Below are 21,359 nucleotides of genomic sequence, written 5' to 3'. Positions count from 1 at the left end.
ACCTAACGTGTGGGCCCGTTTTGGCGTATGACTAACCAGATTTCATTCTTTCATTTCTTCCTTTTCGTGATGAACCAGCCGCAGAATCAGCCGCAGTCTTCCAACTCCACTTCGCAATCGGGCAACGACCTGCTCAGCCAGGCCCAGCAGTGGCTTAACCAGGGCTCCCTGAACGACTTGCTCAACCAGGCTTCGCCGGCCCTGAAAAACGTGGGCAATCAGGCCCTGACCCGCTTCAACAAACTCAGCACCACCCAGAAAGTAGTGGGCGGCGCGCTGCTGGCCCTGGGGGCACTCTACCTGACCAGCCAGGGCAAGGGCTCCGGCACCCAGAAAAAACAAGATCAGGCCAGCACCCTGAATGAGCTGCTGTACTTCGTCAACGACCGGATTGAGGGCTACCAGCGGGCCGTGGAGGAAAGCAAGGACCCGCAGCTGAGCGGCTACTACAAGCAGCTCGTCAGCCAGAGCCAGCGGTTTGCCAACGAGCTGAATGACTACCTGCGCCAGCAGGGCGGCGACCGGCAAACCAGTACCACGCTCAAAGGCAAGTTCTACCGCGGCTGGATGGACGCCAAAGCCGCCATTACGGGCCGCGACGAAAAAGCCATTCTGGGCTCCAACATCTACGGCGAAGAGTGGGCGCTGAAAGCCTACGAGGAAGCCCTCGACGACCACACCCTTACCGGCGCCATGCGCCAGGCCGTGGAGCGCCAGTATAAACTCTCGCAGAAAACCTACCAGGAGCTGCAACGCCTAGCCGACAAGCAGGAATAGCAGCTTCTTAGCAGCCGCTAGCCGCGGCAAAAAGTCCGGCCCCGACTCTATCTGACAAATAGAATCGGGGCCGGACTTTTTGCCGCGGCTAGCGGCTGCTAAGAGGCTGTTAACGATACCGGGCTGGCGTTTGCGTAAGCTGCCTCTAATAGCCTACCGCAGCGGGGCCGTGGTGAGGGGCGTGACCGGTGTTTCTTGCGGAATGCGGCCTTGCACTTGGGGCATCGACACGTTGGGTAGGCGCGGCAGCACGTAGCGGGCGAAGTAATCGGCCTCGTCGAGCAGCGGATAGCCGGAGAAGATAAAGGCGCGCATACCCATGTCCAGGTAGCGGTGCAGCTTTTCCACAATCTGGTCGGGGTTGCCGACCAGGGCGCCGCCGGCCCCGGAGCGGGCCTTGCCGATGTCGGTCCAGAGCAGGGGCTCCACGAAGCCTTCCATGTCGGCGTGCTCCCGCAACTGGTTTTGGCGGTGCACTCCCAACGACCACGAATCCTGGGCCCGGCTCTTGATTTCGGCGCCCTTCACGGGGTCAAACTTCGACATGAGCTTGCGGGCGTAGGCGCGGGCCTCGTCCTCGGTTTCGCGCACGATGACGTGAATGCGCAGCCCAAAGTCGATTTGGCGGCCGTGACGGGCGGCGCGGGCACTCAGGTCCTGCATGGTTTCGTAGAGCATTTCCTCGGTCTCGGGCCACATCAGAAACATGTCGCAGTACCGGGCGCACACCTCGCGCGCCCCTTCCGACGTGCCACCGAAGTAGAGCAGCGGGCCGCCGTTCTGCTGGTAGGGCTTGGCCGGGTCCGAAGGCATATCAAACTGGTACAGCTCTCCTTGGTGCACGATGCGCTCCTGGGTCCAGGCCTGGCGCAGGATTTCAATGGTTTCGGCGCAGCGCTGGTAGCGCAGTTCGGGCTGTTCGCGCAGGCCGGGCAGGTCGGAGTTGATGATGTTGATGGTAAGGCGGCCCTTCAGCATGTGGTCCAGGGAGGCCAGGGCGCGGGCCAGCATGGGCGGGTGAATTTCGCCGGTACGGATGGCCGTGAGCAGGTTGATGCGCGAGGTTTGCGGGGCTATGCCGGCCGCAAACGTCATAACATCCTGCCCCACAGTGTAGGACGTAGGCAGCAGAATGTTGGAGTAGCCCAGCTGCTCGGCGCGTAGCACAATGTCGCGGCAGTGGGCCCAGGAGCTGCGGTAGGCCCCATCAAGCACGCTCAGGTACTGGGTGTCGCCGCCGCAGAGGTCGTCAAACCAGGAAATTTCGGCCACCCGCTGCGGAGTACGAATGGGCACGGAAGTAATGGGCAGAGAGAGAGGCATAAGTAGGGGCGCGTCGCACGCGCCCGGCGGTTAAGAGCGGTTAAGAACGGCGAATATCGGTAGTACCGGCTGACGACGGCCACGGCCGCCGGCCCCGCGCGCCCACGGCGTACAGCACCAGTCCCACTACGGTGGCCACGGCCACGTCGCGCACCTCGGTGCCCTGGCTGCTCAGCAGCAGCCAGCCGCACAGGCCCACGCACACGGCCGCCACCGCGCCCCCGCCCGCCACCCGAAACGGCGCCGGCCGGGCCGGGAAGCGGCGGCGCAGCACCGGCAGCGCCGCGCAAGTCAGGGCGAAATACAGCAGGCGGATAATGGTGCTCAGGGTGAGGGCGTAAATAAACGTGCCCGAAATAGCCAGGGCCAGCTTCAGCCCCGCCGACACCAGCAGGGCCACATGGGGCGTGCGAAACCGCGGGTGCGTGGCCCCAAACACCGCCGGAATCTGCCCTTGCTCGGCCAAGGCAAACAGCAGCCGCGGCCCGGCGAGCATGAGGGCGTTGAGCGTGCCCAGTATCGTGAGGATGGCGGCTGCCGCTACTGCTGCCGCCCCGGCCGGACCCAGAAACTGCTGGGTGGCGCTGGCCAGGGGCCGCTCGGCCGTGGCCAGGCCGGGCAGCGTGCCAATGCACACCACCTGCACCAGCAAAAACAGCCCCGCCACCGTGGCAATGGCCGTGAACAGGGCAAAGGGCACGTTGCGCTGGGGCTGCTGAATTTCGCCGGCCGGAATGGCGGCCACATCGAAGCCCGAGAAGGTGAAGATGAGCAGCAGCACGGCGCTGGAGAAGCTGGCCACCGGCGGCGGACTGGCAAACGAAAACGCCCGCCAATCGACAAAAAACAGCCCCACACCTGTAAACAAAACCAGCATCAGCAGCTTGCTGACCGTGAACAAGTTGTTGACCAGCGCCGCCGTGCGCACGCCCACCAGGTTTACCAGCGTCAGGGCCGCAATGAGCCCGGCCATGAGGGCAGCGCGGCCGGCGCCAGCGCCTACGGCCGGCCAGAAGTAGGTGGCGTACTCGACAAACAGGTTGCAGAGGGCGGCGAAGCTGGCCAGGCGGGAAAGCCACAGCAGCCAGCCCACTTCAAAGCCCACCAGCGGCCCAAAGGCTTCGCGGGCGTACAGGTAGGGCCCGCCGGCCCCACTGAAGCGGCTGCTGACTTCGGCAAAGCACAGAATGATGAGTGTGACCAAGGCCGCGCTGGCCGCATAAGCCACCAGGCTGTAGGTGCCCACCAGCGCGTAAATCTTAGCCGGCAGCCCCAAAATACCCGCCCCAATGGTGATATTGATGATAAGGGCCACCAAATCCCAGCGGCGGATGCCGCGGACCAGCTCCGGCCGCTCGGCCGCCACAAGGGGAGAAGTCATGCACAAGGGCTAAAGCATCGAAAAACAAGCGCCGCCCGCCGCGGCTTCTGCGCCGAACTATGTGGTTGCAAGGCCCCACACCGGCCGCTGTCGGCAGGTTTCACAGCGAACCAGGAGCAGGAGGGAGGGTAACGCCGGCCGGCTGGCCGCTGGCAGGTCTGGCAGGGCGGCAAATATAGGCAGCACGCCCCGCGGCGCAAGTGCGGCGGTTCGGGGCCCACGGCGTCCGGTGCTAGGCACTGCGGCTGGGCTTGGCCTTGTGTACTGTGTACTGGACGCTTAAAAGCACTGCCGGTAAAAGCTTGCATAAGTAAAAAGCACGCTTGTACCTTTAAGGCACCAATTCTTTATTCCACTGAAGGATTGTTTTTATACAGAGGCGTGGAGAGACAGGCTCTGCGAAACGCCGGCAACCCGCGGAAACTCCGCAACGGTGCCCAACCGAAGGTCAGCACAGTTACGTTCTGACCATATAAAAACAACAACGCCGTGAACCGTTTGTCCACCCTCGCCGCTGCTCTTCTCCACTTTGCTGCCGTACAGCATGGATGTTGTAGCACGTGTTGTCCCGGCGTCGGTACGCCGGCGGCTGGAGTGGACTGCTAGCCAGCCGAAAGTCGTTTCACACGTTTCGGCCAGCTGCTCCGGCCGGGGCCCGGAGTGCAGCGCCGGTAGGTTGCCACTCGCCATTCTGTTCAGCGGCCAGCACTGCTCTGACCCGGGCGGCAACCTACTTTATTCTGCGCGTCGGAGCACCACCGCGGCGGCCAGGTTCAGTTCGTAGCGCGTCATGCAGCTGATAGTGCATCATCCCGCGGCTTACAGGAAAGCCAGTTGGTTTTACCAGAGCAGCCGGTGAGTTGGCCGGCCCCAATGCTGCCGGGAGGTGCTTTTGCTGCAAATAGCTGATTATTAGGCTGAGCAGATGCAAAATACTGGCAGCTGAAGCCGGCAGCGAAAAGTGCATTACGCGTATCACTTACTCTCTCCCTAGCCTCATTTTTTCCTCACCTCACTTTCTCCATGTCTCAGACCCAGAAGCTCATCGGCATCTACTACGAGCACCCCGAATGGTTCAAGCCCCTGTTTGCGGAGCTGGACCGCCGCGGCCTGCCCTACGAAAAGATTGACGCCGCCCACCACCTCTTCGACCCCGCCGAAACCGAGAGCCGCTACAGCCTGGTTGTCAACCGCATGAGTTCCTCGGCCTACCTGCGCGGGCACGGGCAGGGCATCTTCCACACGGCCGGTTTCCTCACCCACCTAGAGCGCCTGGGCGTGCGCGTCATCAACGGCACGGTGGCCTCGGGCATCGAAACCAACAAGGCCCGGCAGCTGGATTTGCTGGCCGGCCTGGGGCTGAAGTTTCCGAAGTCGCGGGTGGTAAACCACGTGTCGCGCATTCCGGATGCGGCCCAGGAGCTACGCTTTCCGCTGGTGGTGAAGGTGAACATTGGCGGCAGTGGGGCCGGCATCGTGCGCTTCGACACGCCCGCAGGCCTGCACGCCGCCGTAGAGGCCGGGCAGATTGACCTGGGCATCGACCAAACCGCGCTGGTGCAGGAGTTTGTGGCGCCCCGCGGCGGCCACATCACCCGCGTCGAAACGCTCAACGGCAAGTTTCTCTACGCCATGAAGGTGTACACCACCGGCACCAGCTTCAACCTGTGCCCCGCCGAAATCTGCCAGATTCCCGACGAGCCCGCCACCACCGAAGGTGACTTCTGCCTTACCGAAGCGCCCAAAAAAGGCATTCAGGTGGAAGCCACCACGCCCCCGGCCGAGGTCATCGAAGCCGTGGAGCGCCTGGTAGCCGCCGCCAAAATCGACGTGGGCGGCATCGAGTACCTCGTGGACGACCGCACCGGCGAGGTGCTGTTCTACGACATCAACGCCCTGTCCAACTTCGTGGCCGACGCCGTGAACGTAGTCGGCTTCGACCCCTACGCCCGCTTCGTGGACTACCTGGAGGAGCAGCTAGCCGCCGCTGCGCCAGCGGTGCAAGAACTGAATCTGGTCAACAGCTGAAGAAAAAGAACGGTCATGCTGAGCGGAGCCGGAGGCGGAGTCGAAGCATCTCTCCCGCTTCGGTAAACGATTGAGTTAGCCAGAGGGAGAGATGCTTCGGCAAGCTCAGCATGACGTTTTTACAAAATCAACAATCATGAGATACGGTTATTGGATGCCCGTTTTTGGCGGGTGGCTGCGCAACGTCGAAGACGAAAACATGCGCGCCGACTGGGACTACGTGAAGACGCTGGCCCAGCGCAGCGAGGAGCTGGGCTACGACCTGTCGCTCATTGCCGAGCTGAACCTCAACGACATCAAGGGCGAGGAAGCCCCCTCGCTGGATGCCTGGAGCACGGCCGCGGCCCTGGCGGCCGTCACCCGGAAGCTGGAGCTGATGGTGGCCGTGCGGCCCACGTTCCACTCGCCGGCTTTGCTGGCCAAGCAGGCGGCCAACATCGACCACATCAGCGGCGGGCGGCTGTCGTTGAACGTGGTGTCGTCGTGGTGGCAGGACGAGGCCACGAAGTACGGCGTGCACTTCGAGCAGCACGACGACCGGTACGCCCGCACCGCCGAGTGGCTGCACGTGGTCGACAACCTCTGGAAGCAGGACCACTTCACCTTCGAGGGCAAGTACTACAAGGTGACGGACTCCATCCTGCAACCCAAGCCGGTGTCGAAGCCGCGGCCGTTCATCTACGCCGGGGGCGAGTCGGAGGCGGCCAAAAACCTGATTGCCGCCCAGTGCGACGGCTACGTGATGCACGGCGACGAGCCGGCCGCCATTGGCCGCCGCATCCAGGACCTGAGCCAGCGCCGCGACAAGCTGGGTTTGCCGCCCATGAAGTTTGGCGTGGCCGCCTACGCCATCGTGCGCAACACCGAGCAGGAAGTGCAGCAGGAGCTGGCCCGCATTACCAACGTGCAGGGCTCGGCGGCCGGCTACAAAAACTACCAGCAGTGGCTGGCCGGCACCCAGCTCGAAAACCAGGTGTCCTTGCAAGACTACTCCGTATCAAACCGCGGCCTGCGCTCCGGCCTCACCGGCACCCCCGACCAGCTGGCGGAGCGCATTGCCGCTTTCGAGGCCGTGGGCGTGGATTTGTTTCTGCTCCAGTGCAGCCCCCAGCTCGAAGAAATGGAACGGTTCTCCGAAGCCGTGATTCAGGTGCTGGCCTAGCTGCTGGCTCTAATTCCCCTCCTTGGAAAATTCCGCGCATCAAGCGTTGCGCATCAAGCAACTGGGGCAGGGGTGGTTGACAATTGACAGAACGTCCAGCTAAAAGCTAGAGCCCCTCTCCCTTTCCGGAGAGGGGTTGGGGTGAGGCAACTAGAGCCAGGAACTCTCACGCTCCGGTCAACTACACCTAGCCCCTCCTTGGCAAGGAGGGGAACTAGCTTCTTAGCTCTAGTTTTTATCCTCCGCAACTTAAGTTAGCTACAGCAACCACAAAAGCCGGGAGTGGGCAGTAGCCCGCTCCCGGTTTTTGCAGGCCTTATCCATAGGCTTCGCCTGGGCCAATACGCGTCTGCGGGCTACTTCACCGCTGTACGCCATTACCAACCGAGCTGATTAAACGTCACAGGACAGTGGGTTTGTGGTTGGAAAAACTGACGGCTTACCTATTGCCTGCCGTCTAAGCCGCCCGGTTGAGCCAGCGGCCTTATACCCGGCGCACGTGCAGCACTCCGGGTATTTCCGCGGTAGCCGGCAATGCGCCGGTGCGGGCAAACTCTGCCCACAGCCGACGCACCTGCCGGCCGGCCCGGTCCACTTCTTCCCACGGGGCGTCGCCGAGTAGGGGTACGGCTGCCCACGTTTCCTGCGTCCCGAAGAGCAAGGGCAGGTCGATGGTGTGGGCCGCGCCAAACGCGCTGCCCTGGGGGCGGTACGTCACGGTAAACAGGTAGGCCCGGCCGCCGGCCTGGGCGTGCCGGTTGGCAAAGGCCGCCGCTGGGTCCACGTAGATGCGGCGTGAGCCAGCCGCCACAAGCCGGCGAGTTAGTGCTGGCCCCAACGGCAGACGCCCGAGCCAGCGAAACTTAGGGTCGATGACGGCGAAAAACCGCAGTTCCTCGGCCGTAGCGCCAATGAGCACGTCTACGGTCGGGGCCGCTGCGCGCCAGGCTTGGTCGAGGGCCGCTTCGTCCGGCAAAGGATAGGCGCCGTACTGGGTGCCGAAGGGCATTCCGCTTTTCAGCCCAGCCCAGCGCGCGGCCCGCCAGGCCAGGACTTCGCGGGTTAGCACCTCCTGGTAGGGAGCATCGGCGGGAATAGCGCCCACGGCCGCGGCCATGGCCTGGGTCATGCGGGCCCGGTTCGGAGCCAGTCCCAGCGGGGCGCTGTGCAGTATAACGCGCTGGAACAAGCCCGCGGCGCCTTCCGCGACGAGCAGGTGCGCGGCGGCGTCGCCCCCGGAGGAGTGGCCCAGCAGAGTTACGCAGGCCGGGTCGCCCCCGAAGCCGGCGATGGTACGCTGCACCCACCGCAACGCCGACAGCAAGTCCAGCAGGCCCAGGTTGGCCGGTGCGTCGGCACGGCCCAGAAAGCCAAACAGCCCCAGGCGGTAAGTAACGGCCACCACTACCACCCGCTGCTCAGCAACGAGCGGCGCCGGGTCGTAAAAGGCCAGGTCGCCGGCCCCGCTCACGTAGGAGCCGCCGTGCACCCAGACCAGCACGGGCAGCCGCTCCGTTGGCAGCCCGTCGCCCGGAGTGGTTACAGTCAGCCGCAGGCAGTCCTCGTCGTAGGTGCGCCCCGCCAGGGCCGGCCCCAGGGCTTGGTTCAGCAACGAATCGACCACCTGCGGGCAGGCCGGACCGGGCGCGGTAGCCAGCAAGGGCCCGGCAGACGGAGGCTCGTCGACGGGTGGCTGAAAGCGTGCAGCGCGGGCGTAGCGGATGCCACTGGCGCGTACAACCGCACCGTCGCGCCAGCCGATGATGGTACCCGCAGGCGTGTAGAAGTGAGGCGAATCAGGCGTAAGCATGCAGGAGCAGCAAATCTGGCAAGGTCTTCCGCCAGCTCAGCAGGGTTTCAGCAGGCCCTAAACGCACGGAATACAAGCAAAGTTGACTGCTGCACCACAGCGGCTGTAGCAGTAGCTGGCGGTAATAAACTCAGAAGGCTGCTTCCGTTTTGCTGGCTACGGATTTGTCCTCGCTGAGAAGCTGGTTGCATTATGGGTGAGAATGCCGGCACCCTGTAAAGATGCGGCGTGTTGCGGCTGCTCGCATACAAATCGTTCACCCAGCCGCCGCGAAGGGTCGCGTCGCTACAGCAAGCTAACCTACTTGTAGCTAACGCAAACCGCTCCTATGAAGCTAGTGGCATACTGGTTGCGTTGCTACACCGGTCAACCTGGGAGCGTAACGCAAGCAGGCTTTTAAGCAGTCTGAGAAGTCCCGAAGCCTTTTTTAATGCCCAGCCGGCGCATACGTCCATCCAGCGTGTTTGCCGGAATTTGCAGGTATTCGGCGGCGCCTCCCTCGCCCCGGAGGCGCCCTTTACAAAAGTCCAGGGCCGCCAGAATCGCCTCTCGCTCTACTTCGTGCAATGGCTTGGGCAAGGCAGGCTTGCTGGGGGCGTTGGCGGCTCGCGTCTCGGCGGGCGCGTGTTGTAGCCCCAGGGTCATAACCATGGGGGAAGACGCCAGCAACGCGGCCCGCTCTACCACGTGCTGCAACTCCCGCACGTTGCCGGGCCAGCTATAATTCACCAGTTCCTGCTGGGCTGTTGCATGGAACCCCTTTAGCGGCTTGCCCAGCTGCTTGCTCATGTTGGCCAGAAAATAAGCGGCTAATGGCAGGATGTCGCCCGGCCGCTCGCGGAGTGGCGGAATGGTGATGGGAAATATGCTTAAGCGGTAGTACAAGTCGGCGCGGAAGCGGCCGGCGGCTACTTCCTCTGCCAGGTTGCGGTTGGTGGCCGCAATAATGCGCACATCTATCGGCAGCGGGGTGTTGCTGCCCAGCCGCTCGATTTCCTTTTCCTGCAGCACCCGCAGCAGCTTAGGCTGCAGCTCCAGCGGCAGCTCCCCGATTTCGTCCAGGAACAGGGTGCCTTTATCCGCTACCTCAAACTTGCCGATGCGCCGCGCCATAGCCCCGGTAAACGCCCCTTTCTCGTGGCCGAATAACTCGCTTTCGATAAGCTGAGCCGGCAGCGCCGCGCAGTTCACTTTCACCAGGGGCTGGTCGCGGCGGGCCGAGTGCTCGTGAATGGCGCGGGCAAACAGCTCTTTGCCGGTACCCGTTTCGCCCAGCAGCAGCGCCGTCATGTCGACGGGCGCTACCTGCTGCACCAGCTGCAAGGCGGCGTGCGTACCGGGGTCCTGCGCTACGAAGCTGTCGAGGTGGTGGACGGCGCGCAGCTCTTCGGTCAGGCAAGCTTGCTGCCGCACCAGCTGCTCACTCGTGTACCGATTCCAGGCCGCCTCGAGCGCCACAAAAATGTCGTCTTCCTCAAAAGGCTTCACGATATAGCCGTAGGGCTGCGTGGCCACGGCCTGCTGCAGGGTTTGCTTGTCGGCGTGCGAGGTAACGTAGATAAAGGGGAGGCGGTAGCGGGTGCTCAGGAGCTTGCCTAAGTCGATACCGGTCTGCTCACCACGCAGGCGAATGTCTACCAACACCAGCTCCGGGTGCTTGTGCGTAATTACGCGTACTGCTTCGGGAACCGACTTGGCCAGCAAAACGCTGGTGTGAGGCATGTGCTCCAGCAGCAGGCTGCTTAAATCATTGGCAATGACGTACTCGTCCTCTACAATCAGAATGCGGGCAAGTTGCTTGTAATCAGACTGCATTACAGTGGGCAAAGTTTGTTGAACAGATGCGTAGCTGAATCAGACGCTGAGCAGCAGGTTGCAGTACGCTACCAGGTTGGCTGGCTGGGGGCGCGTCTCTGCCCCGCTCTGGCCTCCCGGCCCATAACGCAGCCAGCTGCTCAGCGGCAACAATCAGGAAAACTCGGCCATGGGAATGTGCTTGGCTTCGGGCGCCACCTCGGTAAATACAATGCGGAACGAGGTGCCGTTGGTGCGCTCAACCGTCAAGGTGGCATCCAGCTGCTGCGCCAGACCGCCTACCAGGTTCAGCCCCAACGACCGGACGGTACTGGGGTCCACGCCTTCCGGCAGGCCTACTCCGTTGTCGGTTACTTGCAGCTCGTAGAGGGCGGACCCCGCCTCCGTCAGCTCTACCCGCACCTGCTTGTTGGGGTGGCCCGGCGGGAAGGCGTACTTGAAGGCGTTGGTCAGCAGCTCGTTCACAATCAGCCCCAGGGGCACGGCCGTGTGCGTGTTTAGCTCAACCTGCGCCACTGCCAGCTCGATGGCTACGCCGCGGGTTTCGGCGCGGAACGTGCGGCGCAGCGCCTCGACCAGCTCCGTTAAGTAGCTGTTCATATCGACCCGCGCCAGACTATCGGCCTGGTAGAGGCTTTGGTGTAGCAAGGCCATGGCCTGCACCCGGCTCTGGCTCTCACGAATGGCGTGGCTGGCGGCTGGCTCACGCAGCCTTCTGAGTTGGGTGTTCAGCAGACTGAGCACGATTTGCAGGTTGTTCTTCACGCGGTGGTGCACCTCCTTCAGCAACAATGTTTTCTCCTGGTTTTGCGCGTCAAGCAGCCGCAGCAGGCGCTGGCGGCTCTGGTAGCGGCGGTAGCCAATACCCATGGCTACGAGCAGCAAAGCCGAGGCTCCAAACCCGGTATTGCGCAGCACCCGCTGGCGCTCGGCCGTGAGGCGCTGCACCTCGCTGCGCTGGGCCAGCAGCTGGTTGCGCTGGGTGAGGACTTTTATATTCTGCTCTTTCTGCTGGGTTTCGTAACGTGTCTGTGACTCAGCCAGCGCCTTGGCCTTGGCTTCGCTGAGTAATGCTCGCTCAATGGCCGCGCCCTGCTCAGCGTAACGGTAGGCAGCACGATAGTTGCCGCGGGCAGCTTCAATATGGGCCAAGATAGTATCGCACTGCTGCTCATACGTCTTAGCTTTAAGCGCTACTGCCAGGAGCCTAGCTCGCAGCGCATAAGGCAACGCTTTACCCGGCTCCTTCAGGGAGCGATAGGCCTGAGCCATAGTTCCATTAACAACCAGTAGAATTGTTCTGTCACTGCCCTTGTGCGTTCGAGCCAAAGCACGAGATAAATAAGGAAGCGCCTGTCGCGGCTGACCTAGTTGCAGGTGCATATCCGCTATGTTGTTCCAGATTATTGTCTCGTCATAAATAGTATTCTCTGACCTCGGCTTCGGGGAAGCTTGAAGCAATGGCAAAGTTCGTTTATACCACACAATGGATTCCTGCCAGTTCCGCTGACGATTAGAATGCAGTGCATAAGACATATACGTGCGTACTATTCCGGAAGTATCGTGCCGGGCTCGAGCTGATTTGAGCGCTAGCGCGAGCCATTTAGCTGTAGCAGGATCATCGCCCATGTGCGAGGTGATACCACCAAGATTGATTACACAGTGGAAATAGCTTTTGTCTTTCTCTCGACCGTGCCAATAGGTAAATGCTTGAATAAACTGGGCCTGCGCGTTAGGAAAATCACTCTGGAGCCCATACGCCGTTCCCAAGTGTAAGCGTGCTAGGGCTACTCCACGCCGCCAACGAATCCGTTGGGCCAACTCCAACGCCTGCTCACTGTATTGTTGAGCTTTGCTAAGATCATTGATTTCGTAATACTGCGACACTTTAAGCCACAACTTCACCTTAGTAGTGTCAGGGCTACCAGGGAGTAACCGCAACAAACTATCTACAGCTTGCGGGTGTTGGCTGGCTCCAACCGAAACACGGCACGTTAACAGGCAGAGCAGAATCAGGCAAAACCGTAGCATAAACAAGTGGGAAGAGGAGCCGAAAATAAGCGTACAGCTTCGCCAAAATAGACAAATCAATCTTGTCAACCTACTCTCCACAAGTAATTATCTACTGCATAAATACAAATCCCGTGTACGGGAGCTGCTTAGGGATTTCTCCGTTTGGAGGGAGCGATTTATGAGTATTTATTTTGTAACTATAAAAAGATAAATTAATTATAAGTAATTTAGTAACTGTTACTTAACAAAAAATGAAATTAAACTATTCAAGCCTGGCGGCCAATGGCATAGGGTTTGTAAACTGACACGGACCTGACCGTGAAAAAGCATATTGGGAAGACCGGTACTTAGTTTTGTCATAACGGCCTTTGTTCTGCTTGATGTGCTTGGCTTCGCTGGTTAGCTGCTTCCCGCCTTACCTACTGCTTATGAAAACAACTTTGCTCAATCATGTCCCATTGTACTCTACCGGGCCACATGTAGCCTGGGTATTGAAAGCTGCCACGCTGCCCGCAGCTACGCAACCTTGTACACCAGCAAGCCAGGCGTGAGAGTGGATGGCGTTTCTACCTTTTAAGGTAGATTTTCGCCAAAACGACCGGACCTAGGAAAATCACGGCGGGGTGCTGCCCACCGGTTTCTGTACGGCATGCACAACTGATGTACCCGCAGCTGAGTGGCTGGGACGTCGTTGCTGATAACCCGCAGGCGTATCGTTTAAACGGAGCCTGCACACCCAAAACTCACCCGCAAGGCGACCATCAAGGCCGTGGGTGACTACCAGCCAGCGGGGTATAGCACCACGCTTGACTTGCTGATTTCCAGCTTCACTAACTAACGGGCTGCTATCCGGGCAACACACGGCCGGTGAAGCCGAAAATGCCGGACTGAAGCGCACTAATTCGTGGCTACGGACTGGTGCCCACATGCCAAGCGCTGAGCCTGCCTGCTGGCATAGGGCAACTTAGCCCGCACCCATGGGGCAACAACTGGCAAGCCTGGCATCATGCTGTCCTGAGCCTGCCCTCAGCACCGGGACCCGGCTGGCTTTCCCGCGGTTTTGTGGCCGTGCGCGCAGTAAAACGGAAGTCCAGAGTCCTGGGCCTGCGCGGGCAGTTGCTGCACCAGTCTCCGCTTTTTTCCGCCGCCTATCTACCTACTTATAACTCATGGTCCTGCGTCTGGCGGGGCCATGCAGGACGACCCTTTTCCTTTCCACACCGCCGATTCCACAACCGGCACAACGCTCTACACTGTATGAAACACTGGATTAAACACTGGCTGGCTACTTTTCTGGTGGTTGTGCTGGCTGGGCCGGGCCGGGCCCAGACCCTGCAGTACACCACGTCCTGGCTGGGCAACTCGTTTGGCGGCACGGGCTCGATGACCAAGATTGCCGGCGGCTTCGACGCGGCTGATGCCGACAACGTGAAGTGGGTGCAGCTGCAGATTTTCGACATCTGGGCGGCCTCCGACGGCACGGTGTACACGATAGGCCGCTGGGACGAGGCGCACAAAACCGCGGGCGTCTACAAAAACGGCCTCACCCAGGGCAAGCTCCAGGACGATTTCCACCACGCCGACGGCGGGGCCGTGACCGGCAACGACACCTACGTGTGGATTACGACCAGCACCGGCGACGCCTTCGAGGGCGTGGGCCCCTCGGGCTTCCGGCGCTACACCCGCAGCGACCGGCGGCGCAGCGGCGACGAGGTGTTCAACATCAGCACCTCGCCCCTGCGCGGCCTGGCCACTGTGGGCACCGAGCTGTTTGCCAGCGACCATGCCAACGGTAAAATCAAGGTGTTCAACACCGACAGCCACGCCTTGCTGCGCGAGTGGAGCCTGACCGACCCCGGCCGCATGGCCATCGACGGGGCCGGCTACCTGTGGGTGGCCCAGCCCAGCACCCGCAAAGTGCTGCGCTACTCCACCACGGGCGCCCTGCAAAGCCAGCAGGTGACCTTGCCCAGCGGCAGCATCATCGCCGACATTGCCATCGACAAGGACGGGCGCCTGCTGGTGGCCGACAACGGCCCCGACCAGAACATCAAGGTGTACACGGGCATTACGGGCAGCCCCGCGGCGGCGGCCAGCTTCGGGGTGAAGGGCGGCGTGTACGCCGGCCCCACGCCGGGCCTGGTGGGGCCCCAGCGCTTTCACCACCTCACGGGCGTGGGCGCCGACGCCGCCGGCAACACCTACGTGAGCATGTACGGCCAGCGCCAAGACGCCGGCACCGAGCTGGAAAGCTACAGCGCCACGGGCAGCCGCAACTGGGCGCTGCACTGCCTGCACTTCGTGGACAACGCCGACGCCGACCCGGCTTCCGACGGGGTGGACGTGTACACCAAACACGAGCACTTCACGATGGACTACAGCCAGAACGGCGGCGGCAAGGAGTGGACCTACAAGGGCTTCACGATGAACCCGTTCAAGTACCCCAACGACCCGCGCAACAACTACGAGCAGTTCGGCCACAATGTGGCCGGCACCATCATGCGGCGGCTTAATGGCAAGCTGTACATGTACCTCAACGGCATGCACAACCAGCCGCTGACCATGTACCGCTTCGACCCCGCCAATGAGGGCGAAACGGCCATTCCGTGCTACACCCACAACCGGGCCACCGGCGGCTGGGCCCAGTGGCCCGACCGGGACGGTACCATCTGGGAAGGCGGCGAAGACGGCATTTTCCGCACCCCGCTCAACGGCTTCGACAGCAACGGCAACCCCCAGTACGGCGCTGCCGTGCGGGTGTCGGACGTGCCGGCGCCGTTCAACACGGCCAACCGCAACGACATTGAGCGGCTGGAATACGACGTGGCGGCCGACGTGATGTACGTGAATGGCTTCACCAGCGCCCAGCCCTACGAGAACGGCGGCGGCGAAATGGGCAAGGTGCTGGCCCGCTATAACAACTGGAGCACCGGCAACCGCACCCCCGCCTGGCAAACCGTGCTGCCTTCGGACCGCACCCTGGGCGGCGACAACATCATCTTCCCCAAGGCCATGAACGTGGAAGGCGACTACGTGTTCGTCATTTCGGGCAAGCAGATGGAGGTGATGGTGTACCGCAAAACCGATGGGGTGTACATCGGCAGCATGCTCCGGCCCTCGGAGTCGGGCATTGCGCAGGTGGATATTCCGCACGCCATTACGGTGCGCAAGCGGGCCAACGGCCAGTACCTGATTTTTGTGGAAGAAGACTGGTTCCAGAAAGTGCTGCTCTACCGCTGGACGCCCGGCACCACGCCCACCAACCCCACGCCCAGTAACCCCCCGGCCGGCACGCTGGCCAACGTGCCCAACGGCACCTATACGCTCACGCCGGAGTGCGCCCCCAATGCGCGCTTGGACGTAAGCGGCAGCAACACGGCCAATGGCACCAAGGTCCAGATTTACGCCGACAACGGCGGCAACGCCCAGAAATGGGTGCTAACCCAGCAATCCGACGGCTCCTACCGCCTGACTTCCAAGCTTAACGCGGGCAAGGTGCTCGACGTGAAAAGCTCGGGCACGGCCAACGGCACGCTGGTGCAGCTCTACGACTGGAACAACAGCAACGCCCAGAAGTGGCAGCTCTACGACGTGGGCAACGGCTACTTCAAGCTCGTGCCCAAGTCGTCGGCCGGCAAGGCCCTGGACGTAGCGGGCATGGGCTCGGCCAACGGCACGCAGATGCAGCTCTGGGACGATGTGGGCAACGCCGCCCAGCGCTTCCGCCTGACGCCGGTGGAAACCGTGCCCGACGGCACCTACACCCTGGCCCCGGAGTGCGCGCCCAACGCCCGCCTCGACGTGCCCAGCGGCAACACCGCCAACGGCACGCAGCTCCAGATTTACACCGCCAACGGCGACAACGCCCAGAAGTGGACCGTGCAGAAACAACCCGACGGCTCCTACCGGCTCAGCGCCAAGCTCAACGGCAACAAGGTACTCGACGTGAGAAGCTCAGGCACGGCCAACGGCACCGCCGTACAGCTCTACGACTGGAACAACAGCAACGCCCAGAAATGGACGCTCACCGACGCCGGCAATGGCTACTTCAAGCTGGCGCCGCTTTCCTCGGCCGGTAAGGTGCTGGACGTAGCCGGTATGGGCTCGGCCGACGGCACCAAGATGCACCTGTGGGAAGACCTGAGCAACGCCGCCCAGCGCTTCCGCTTCAGCCTGGCCGAAGGCAGTGCCAGCAGCGCAGCCGCCCGAACGGCAGCGGCTACTTCTGCTTCGCCGGCCGCTGCCAGCAGCCTGTCGCTGCCCGCAGAAAGCCCGACGCTCAGTGCCTACCCTAACCCGAGCCCGGACGGACGGGCTACGCTGCGCCTAGCGGCCCGGCAGGCCCAGACGGCCACGGTGCACGTGCGCGACGGGCGCGGGCAGCTGGTGGGCCTGTTCTCCGTGCCCACGAAGGCCGGCCAGACCGATTTCCGTCTGCCGCCCACCTTGGCGCCGGGCACCTACTATGTGCACGCTATGCTCGACGGCAAAGCCCAGCGCTTTACCTTCCGGGTAGAGTAAGCCCGACTGGGCCCGGCGGCCGGCGCACCGTGCACCGGCCGCCGGGCCCGATTGGGTTACCGGTGCCACGCCGCGGCTGCTTGCCGCGGTACTTTCCACAACTCCCTGCTCATTCCTTCCAACTCCATGAAAAAACCTCTGCTCGCCCTGGCAGGATGTCTGGCTATGTTTTCGGCGCAGGCCCAGCGCGACCCCCTGAAGTGGCCCTACGCCCGCACCTCGGTGTGGAACATGCCCCTGCACACCAGCGCCCAGTATACGCCGGCCGGTATCAAGGCCGCTACGGACTGGGGCTTCGGCGACGACGACATCCACATCATTGCCCGGCCCACGGCCCCGCGCCGCAACGTGTACAAGCTGGTGCGCGACAACGACCGGTACTGGACCAACCGCTGCGAGCGGGCCGCCGGCAACCCGGTGGCGTTTTCGGCGCCCATTCCGGCCGACTACACCTACACCCATCCCACGCACAACAACATCTTCGCCGTATTCACCGACAACACGCACGTTGTGGAGGCGCTGCCCATGCAGTATTGCACGGATATCGGCCAGTGGACGGCGATGTGGCCCTCGAACGTGGAGGACGTAACCGGCGACGGCCTGTTTTCGGGTGGGCACGGCGCCTCGCACTTGTCGGCTCTGGGCGGCACCATCCGGGTAGGCGAGCTGCGGCCGGGCAGCGAAATCCGCCACGCGCTGAAAATCCTGGTGGACTGCGGCCAGTACGCCTACTACCGCGCCTCCGAGCCCGACGGCAAGCCCGGCTACCGGTGGCCGGCCCACGCCGCCGACGCCTATGCGGCCTCCGGCTACGGCGGCACCAACCCCGAGATGCAAATGGGCGCCCTGCTGGCCCTCAAGCCGGATTTCAACATTGGCTCCCTGAAAACCGAGCCGGCGCGCATTATTGCCCGGGCCCTGCAAAACTACGGGGCCTATCTGGTGGATGACTCGGCGTGGGACAACTATATACTCGAAACCGAAGACGGCCCCGACGGCAACGTGCGCGCCCAGGTGTGGAACCAGTGGAACGTGAAGTGGAACGAGCAGTCGACGGTGAGCGGCGGCCGGCGCGCCGACTGCAACCAAGCCTCGTGGGACTGGGTGAACGACATGGCCGCGGTGATGACCAACCTGCACGTGGTCAAAAACAACGCGCCCACCACCATGGGGGGTGGGCCCACCACCGACGAAACCAACCGCCGCGCGGCCATGGCCTGCGACTTTGGCCCGGCCGGCAGCGGCGGCACCTGCCCCTCTTCGCCGCCGCCCACAACCGGGTTTGCAGGCACCTACACGCTCACGGCGCGCCACTCGGGCAAGCGCCTGGACGTGGACGGTAACTCCAACGCCGACAAAGCGCGGGTCTGGCAGTACACGGCCAACACCTCCTCGGCCCAGCGCTGGGTGATAGCCAGCACCGGCGACGGCTACTACACGCTCACCCACGAAGGCACCACCAAGCGCCTGGACGTGGACGGCGGCAAGCTCGACAACGGCGTGACGGTGTGGCAGTACGAAGCCAACGGCCTGGACCCGCAGAAGTGGAAGATTGAGCCCACCAGTGACGGCTACTACAAGCTCACCAGCAAGGCCTCGGGCAAGTGCCTCGACGTGAACGGCGGCTCCAGTGCCACCGCCGACAAGGTGCTGGTGCACCAGTGGGACTACTGGGGTGGCACCAACCAGCAGTGGAAGCTGGAAAAAGTGTCCAGCGCCCGGCCGGCGCTGAGCGCTGGAGCCAGCACTGTGCTCAGCCCCGAGCTAGCGGTGTACCCCAACCCCGCGCGCGCGCAGCTCACCGTGCGCTACCGAGCAGCTCAGGCCGGCGCCGCCGAGCTAACGCTAACCGATGGACTGGGCCGCGTCGTGCGCCACCAGCGCCACCACGCCGCGGCGGCGGGCTCCCAGCAGGCCACACTCGACGTGCGCACCCTGCCGGCCGGCACTTACCTGCTCGATGTGCGCTCGGCCGATGCTCAGGGCGGCCCGAGCGGGCGGCCCCAGCGCGTACTCGTGCAGCACTGACCAACCCGGTCAACACTGATGGCTCGGGCGCTTTTTGCGCGCAGTTCTTTTCCGCCCGCAGGCTCCACTGCTGCCGCACCGGAGCCGAGTGACTGGTATCAACCCAACGGGCAGAAACTGTTTCACCACCCTCTCATTCTGACACCGATTCTTATGCGCAACCTGCATTGTGACGAAGCTTCGCCTCAGATTCTGTGGGCCTTTCCCAAACGCCTGCCTGCCCCGCTGCTGTTGTGGCTGGCGCTCTTGCTGGGAGCATCGTTGCCAGCCCAGGCCCAGCAGGATGCCGAAGAAGACGACGGCTTTACCAACCAGCCCCGCGGCGACGGCACCGTGGACATCAAAGCCACCGCCTACCCGGTGCCGACCAATGGTACGGCGCGCTTCGTGAAGCCCGGCGGCAACAACACGCAGGACGGCAAGAGCTGGGCCACGGCCTGGGCCACGGTAGCCCAGGCCGTGGCTACGGCACCGGATGGGGCCACCATCGTGCTGAAAGGGGGTACTTACCGGGAGGGCGGAATCTCCATTCGCAGAAAACTCACCCTACAGCCCGCTCCCAACGAAAAAGTGTGGATAAAGGGCAGCCAGGTGGTAAGCGGCTGGGTGAAAAGCGGGGCGCAGTGGTACGCTCCGTGGACTACCGTTTTCGCCAACGACACGCTCGACTGCCCGAAGTGCATCGTCCGGTACCTGCCCGGCGGGAAAACCGATTCGCGGGGGAAAGCCACCGCAGAAACGGCCGTGGCCGCCAACAAGGAAATGGTATTTGCCAACGGAATAGGGCTCAAGCAGGTACTGCGCAAAAGCACGCTCGGCCCCGGAGAATTCTATTTCGACTACGCGGCCAAGCGCATCTACCTGGCCGAAAACCCGGCGGGCAAAGTGCTGGAAGCAAGTGCGTATGAGCGCGCCATTACCTTTCCCAGCTCGGCTAAAGACGCCGCCGATGGCAGCCTGATCCGGGGGCTGGGCTTCCGGGACTACGCCGGCACGGCCGTAGTAAGCTTCGTGCCCGCCGTGACGCTGGAGAACAACTCGTGCGCGTGGAACGCCATCATCGGGTTTCATGGCGGGCCGGGCAGCACCACTACCACGCTGCGTGGCAACACCTTCAGCTACAACGGGCGCCTGGGCGCCTCGTTCGGGGCCGAGCCCAACGAGCATACGCTGATTGAGGGCAATGTCTTCAGCTACAACAACGTGGAAGGCTTTGCCACCTACCACGCGGCGGCCGGCCTAAAAATTACTGAGCTGGATGAGGTGACGGTGAAAGGCAACCTGTTCGACACGAACTACGCCACGGGCCTGTGGCTGGACGTGGCCGTGGAAAAGGCCACGGTGGTGCACAACCTGGTGCGCAGCAACAAATCGACGGGTATCTTCTTCGAGGCCTGCCGGGGCGCCATCATTGCGGGCAACGTGGTGCAGGGCAATTCCGCCGGCATTTACATCAGCGGGTCGTCCGGGGTGCAGGTGTACAACAATACGCTGATCGGCAACGCCACCAACTTTCGGGTAAAAGACACGCCCCGCCGCAACGACAACAGCGACTTAGACAAGCGGGCCGCCGAAACCGCGCGCGGCATCGACTTTGAAACCCGGGAAATCGTCTTCAAAAACAACATCCTGGCCGATGCCGCCGCCCACGCAGTAGCGGTGGGGCAGACGCCCTGCGAAGCGCAGTCGATGATGCAGGCGCTGGACTACAACCTGTACTGGCGCAGCCAAGCCAGCGTGGCGCCCCAGCTGCTCGACTGGAACCCCACCGGCTGCGATGCGCCCACGCACAAAAAATACGCAGCGCTGAGTGAGTTCCGCGCTGCCACTGCCGGCCTGGAAAACTACGGCCGCGGCGTCGACAACCAACCGCTGACTTCGCTCTTCACCGCGGCGGCGCAGCGCGACTACCGCCTGCGGCCCGGCTCGGTGGCCGTGGGCGCCGGCCAGGCGCTGCCCGCTGCGGTGGCCGCTGCCCTGGGCTGGCCGGCCGGGCAGCCCGTGAGCCAGGGCGCCAAGCAGGAGCTGGCCAGCCCCAACCCGGTGACGGCAGTGGCCCCAGCGTCGCGCAGTGCCACCCCGGCCTTGTCGGCCTATCCTAACCCAAGCCCGGCTGGGCGGCCCAGGCTCGCGCTGGCTACCCAAGCGGCGCAAAAATCCGCCGTGCAGGTGCACAACGTGGTGGGCCAGCTGGTGGTGCAGTTTCCCGTGCAGGTGCAGCCCGGCACAACGGAAGTGGAACTCCCCGCCAGCTTGCAGAAGGGCCTGTACTATCTACAATCCCGGCTCGACGGGCAGGCCGTCCGGTTCACCCTCCAGGTTGAGTAAGCAGGCTCAGGCCGGTGGCCAGCCAACGGCACTATGGCTGCGTGGTGGCGCATGGCGTGGCCGCTTAGAGCAGGGCCCCTGAGGTGCGCCGCTGGCCTCTGCTAGATCAGCCCTTTCTCATACCACACGCTTCTTCACCCTTTTTCCCAAGCATTTCACCCTTTCCAAAACAC

At 62.9% G+C, this 21,359-nt stretch carries 11 protein-coding genes, 1 pseudogene and 1 riboswitch; of the genes and pseudogenes, 6 read left to right on the top strand and 6 right to left on the bottom strand.

Features of this window, described 5'->3' with window-relative positions; translation table 11 throughout:
- The first annotated feature begins 69 nt into the window (after positions 1-69).
- On the top strand, positions 70-777 hold the full coding sequence (locus tag OIS53_RS08930; RefSeq protein ID WP_264682052.1) for a ferritin-like domain-containing protein: 708 nt from the start codon (positions 70-72) through the stop codon (positions 775-777).
- A gap of 153 nt (positions 778-930) precedes the next feature.
- Here OIS53_RS08930 and OIS53_RS08925 read toward each other — a convergent pair whose 3' ends face one another.
- Positions 931-2,100, bottom strand: coding sequence for an LLM class flavin-dependent oxidoreductase (locus OIS53_RS08925; protein WP_264682051.1), 1,170 nt, complete (start codon positions 2,098-2,100; stop codon positions 931-933).
- A 40-nt stretch (positions 2,101-2,140) separates the two neighbouring features.
- A complete protein-coding gene (locus tag OIS53_RS08920; RefSeq protein ID WP_264682050.1) occupies positions 2,141-3,481 on the bottom strand; it encodes an APC family permease in 1,341 nt (446 codons plus the stop codon).
- A 366-nt stretch (positions 3,482-3,847) separates the two neighbouring features.
- A riboswitch (SAM riboswitch) is annotated at positions 3,848-3,960 on the top strand.
- 544 nt (positions 3,961-4,504) lie between these two features.
- Here OIS53_RS08920 and OIS53_RS08915 point away from each other — a divergent pair.
- Both OIS53_RS08915 and OIS53_RS08910 read left to right on the top strand, forming a co-directional pair.
- On the top strand, positions 4,505-5,509 hold the full coding sequence (locus OIS53_RS08915) for an ATP-grasp domain-containing protein (RefSeq protein ID WP_264682049.1): 1,005 nt from the start codon (positions 4,505-4,507) through the stop codon (positions 5,507-5,509).
- Positions 5,510-5,645: 136 nt separating this feature from the next.
- Complete coding sequence (locus tag OIS53_RS08910; RefSeq protein ID WP_264682048.1) at positions 5,646-6,671, top strand: LLM class flavin-dependent oxidoreductase; 1,026 nt, start codon at positions 5,646-5,648, stop codon at positions 6,669-6,671.
- A gap of 484 nt (positions 6,672-7,155) precedes the next feature.
- On the opposite strand, the gene OIS53_RS08905 is transcribed toward OIS53_RS08910, so the two are convergent.
- The 4 genes and pseudogenes from OIS53_RS08905 to OIS53_RS20465 all read right to left on the bottom strand — a co-directional run.
- Complete coding sequence (locus OIS53_RS08905) at positions 7,156-8,481, bottom strand: carboxylesterase family protein (RefSeq protein WP_264682047.1); 1,326 nt, start codon at positions 8,479-8,481, stop codon at positions 7,156-7,158.
- Between the two features lie 396 nt (positions 8,482-8,877).
- The gene (locus tag OIS53_RS20385) at positions 8,878-10,296 is read right to left on the bottom strand and encodes a sigma-54 dependent transcriptional regulator (RefSeq protein WP_319805485.1); all 1,419 of its coding nucleotides are present in this window, start codon (positions 10,294-10,296) and stop codon (positions 8,878-8,880) included.
- A 153-nt stretch (positions 10,297-10,449) separates the two neighbouring features.
- A complete protein-coding gene (locus OIS53_RS08890) occupies positions 10,450-11,448 on the bottom strand; it encodes a sensor histidine kinase (RefSeq protein WP_264682046.1) in 999 nt (332 codons plus the stop codon).
- A 69-nt stretch (positions 11,449-11,517) separates the two neighbouring features.
- Positions 11,518-11,832, bottom strand: a pseudogene (locus OIS53_RS20465) (tetratricopeptide repeat protein); the annotation flags it as partial.
- 1,734 nt (positions 11,833-13,566) lie between these two features.
- Between OIS53_RS20465 and OIS53_RS08885 the strand changes: the two are divergent.
- From OIS53_RS08885 to OIS53_RS08875, 3 genes are all read left to right on the top strand, one after another.
- Complete coding sequence (locus OIS53_RS08885) at positions 13,567-16,830, top strand: RICIN domain-containing protein (protein ID WP_264682045.1); 3,264 nt, start codon at positions 13,567-13,569, stop codon at positions 16,828-16,830.
- Positions 16,831-16,956: 126 nt separating this feature from the next.
- The gene (locus tag OIS53_RS08880) at positions 16,957-18,858 is read left to right on the top strand and encodes an RICIN domain-containing protein (protein ID WP_264682044.1); all 1,902 of its coding nucleotides are present in this window, start codon (positions 16,957-16,959) and stop codon (positions 18,856-18,858) included.
- Between the two features lie 153 nt (positions 18,859-19,011).
- On the top strand, positions 19,012-21,186 hold the full coding sequence (locus OIS53_RS08875; protein ID WP_264682043.1) for a right-handed parallel beta-helix repeat-containing protein: 2,175 nt from the start codon (positions 19,012-19,014) through the stop codon (positions 21,184-21,186).
- Positions 21,187-21,359: the final 173 nt, after the last annotated feature.

Source organism: Hymenobacter sp. YIM 151500-1 (assembly GCF_025979885.1).
Lineage (GTDB): Bacteria > Bacteroidota > Bacteroidia > Cytophagales > Hymenobacteraceae > Hymenobacter.
The sequence above is the reverse complement of the archived record's forward strand: the minus strand, read 5'-3'. Positions and strand labels throughout refer to the sequence as shown.

Bases quoted from the DNA above. Each gene is read 5' to 3' on its own strand.
- OIS53_RS08880 (WP_264682044.1), top strand. From the start codon at position 16,957: ATGAAAAAACCTCTGCTCGCCCTGGCAGGATGTCTGGCTATGTTTTCG.
- OIS53_RS20385 (WP_319805485.1), bottom strand. From the start codon at position 10,296: ATGCAGTCTGATTACAAGCAACTTGCCCGCATTCTGATTGTAGAGGAC.
- OIS53_RS08930 (WP_264682052.1), top strand. From the start codon at position 70: ATGAACCAGCCGCAGAATCAGCCGCAGTCTTCCAACTCCACTTCGCAA.
- OIS53_RS08905 (WP_264682047.1), bottom strand. From the start codon at position 8,481: ATGCTTACGCCTGATTCGCCTCACTTCTACACGCCTGCGGGTACCATC.
- OIS53_RS08885 (WP_264682045.1), top strand. From the start codon at position 13,567: ATGAAACACTGGATTAAACACTGGCTGGCTACTTTTCTGGTGGTTGTG.
- OIS53_RS08920 (WP_264682050.1), bottom strand. From the start codon at position 3,481: ATGACTTCTCCCCTTGTGGCGGCCGAGCGGCCGGAGCTGGTCCGCGGC.
- OIS53_RS08910 (WP_264682048.1), top strand. From the start codon at position 5,646: ATGAGATACGGTTATTGGATGCCCGTTTTTGGCGGGTGGCTGCGCAAC.
- OIS53_RS08915 (WP_264682049.1), top strand. From the start codon at position 4,505: ATGTCTCAGACCCAGAAGCTCATCGGCATCTACTACGAGCACCCCGAA.
- OIS53_RS08875 (WP_264682043.1), top strand. From the start codon at position 19,012: ATGCGCAACCTGCATTGTGACGAAGCTTCGCCTCAGATTCTGTGGGCC.
- OIS53_RS08925 (WP_264682051.1), bottom strand. From the start codon at position 2,100: ATGCCTCTCTCTCTGCCCATTACTTCCGTGCCCATTCGTACTCCGCAG.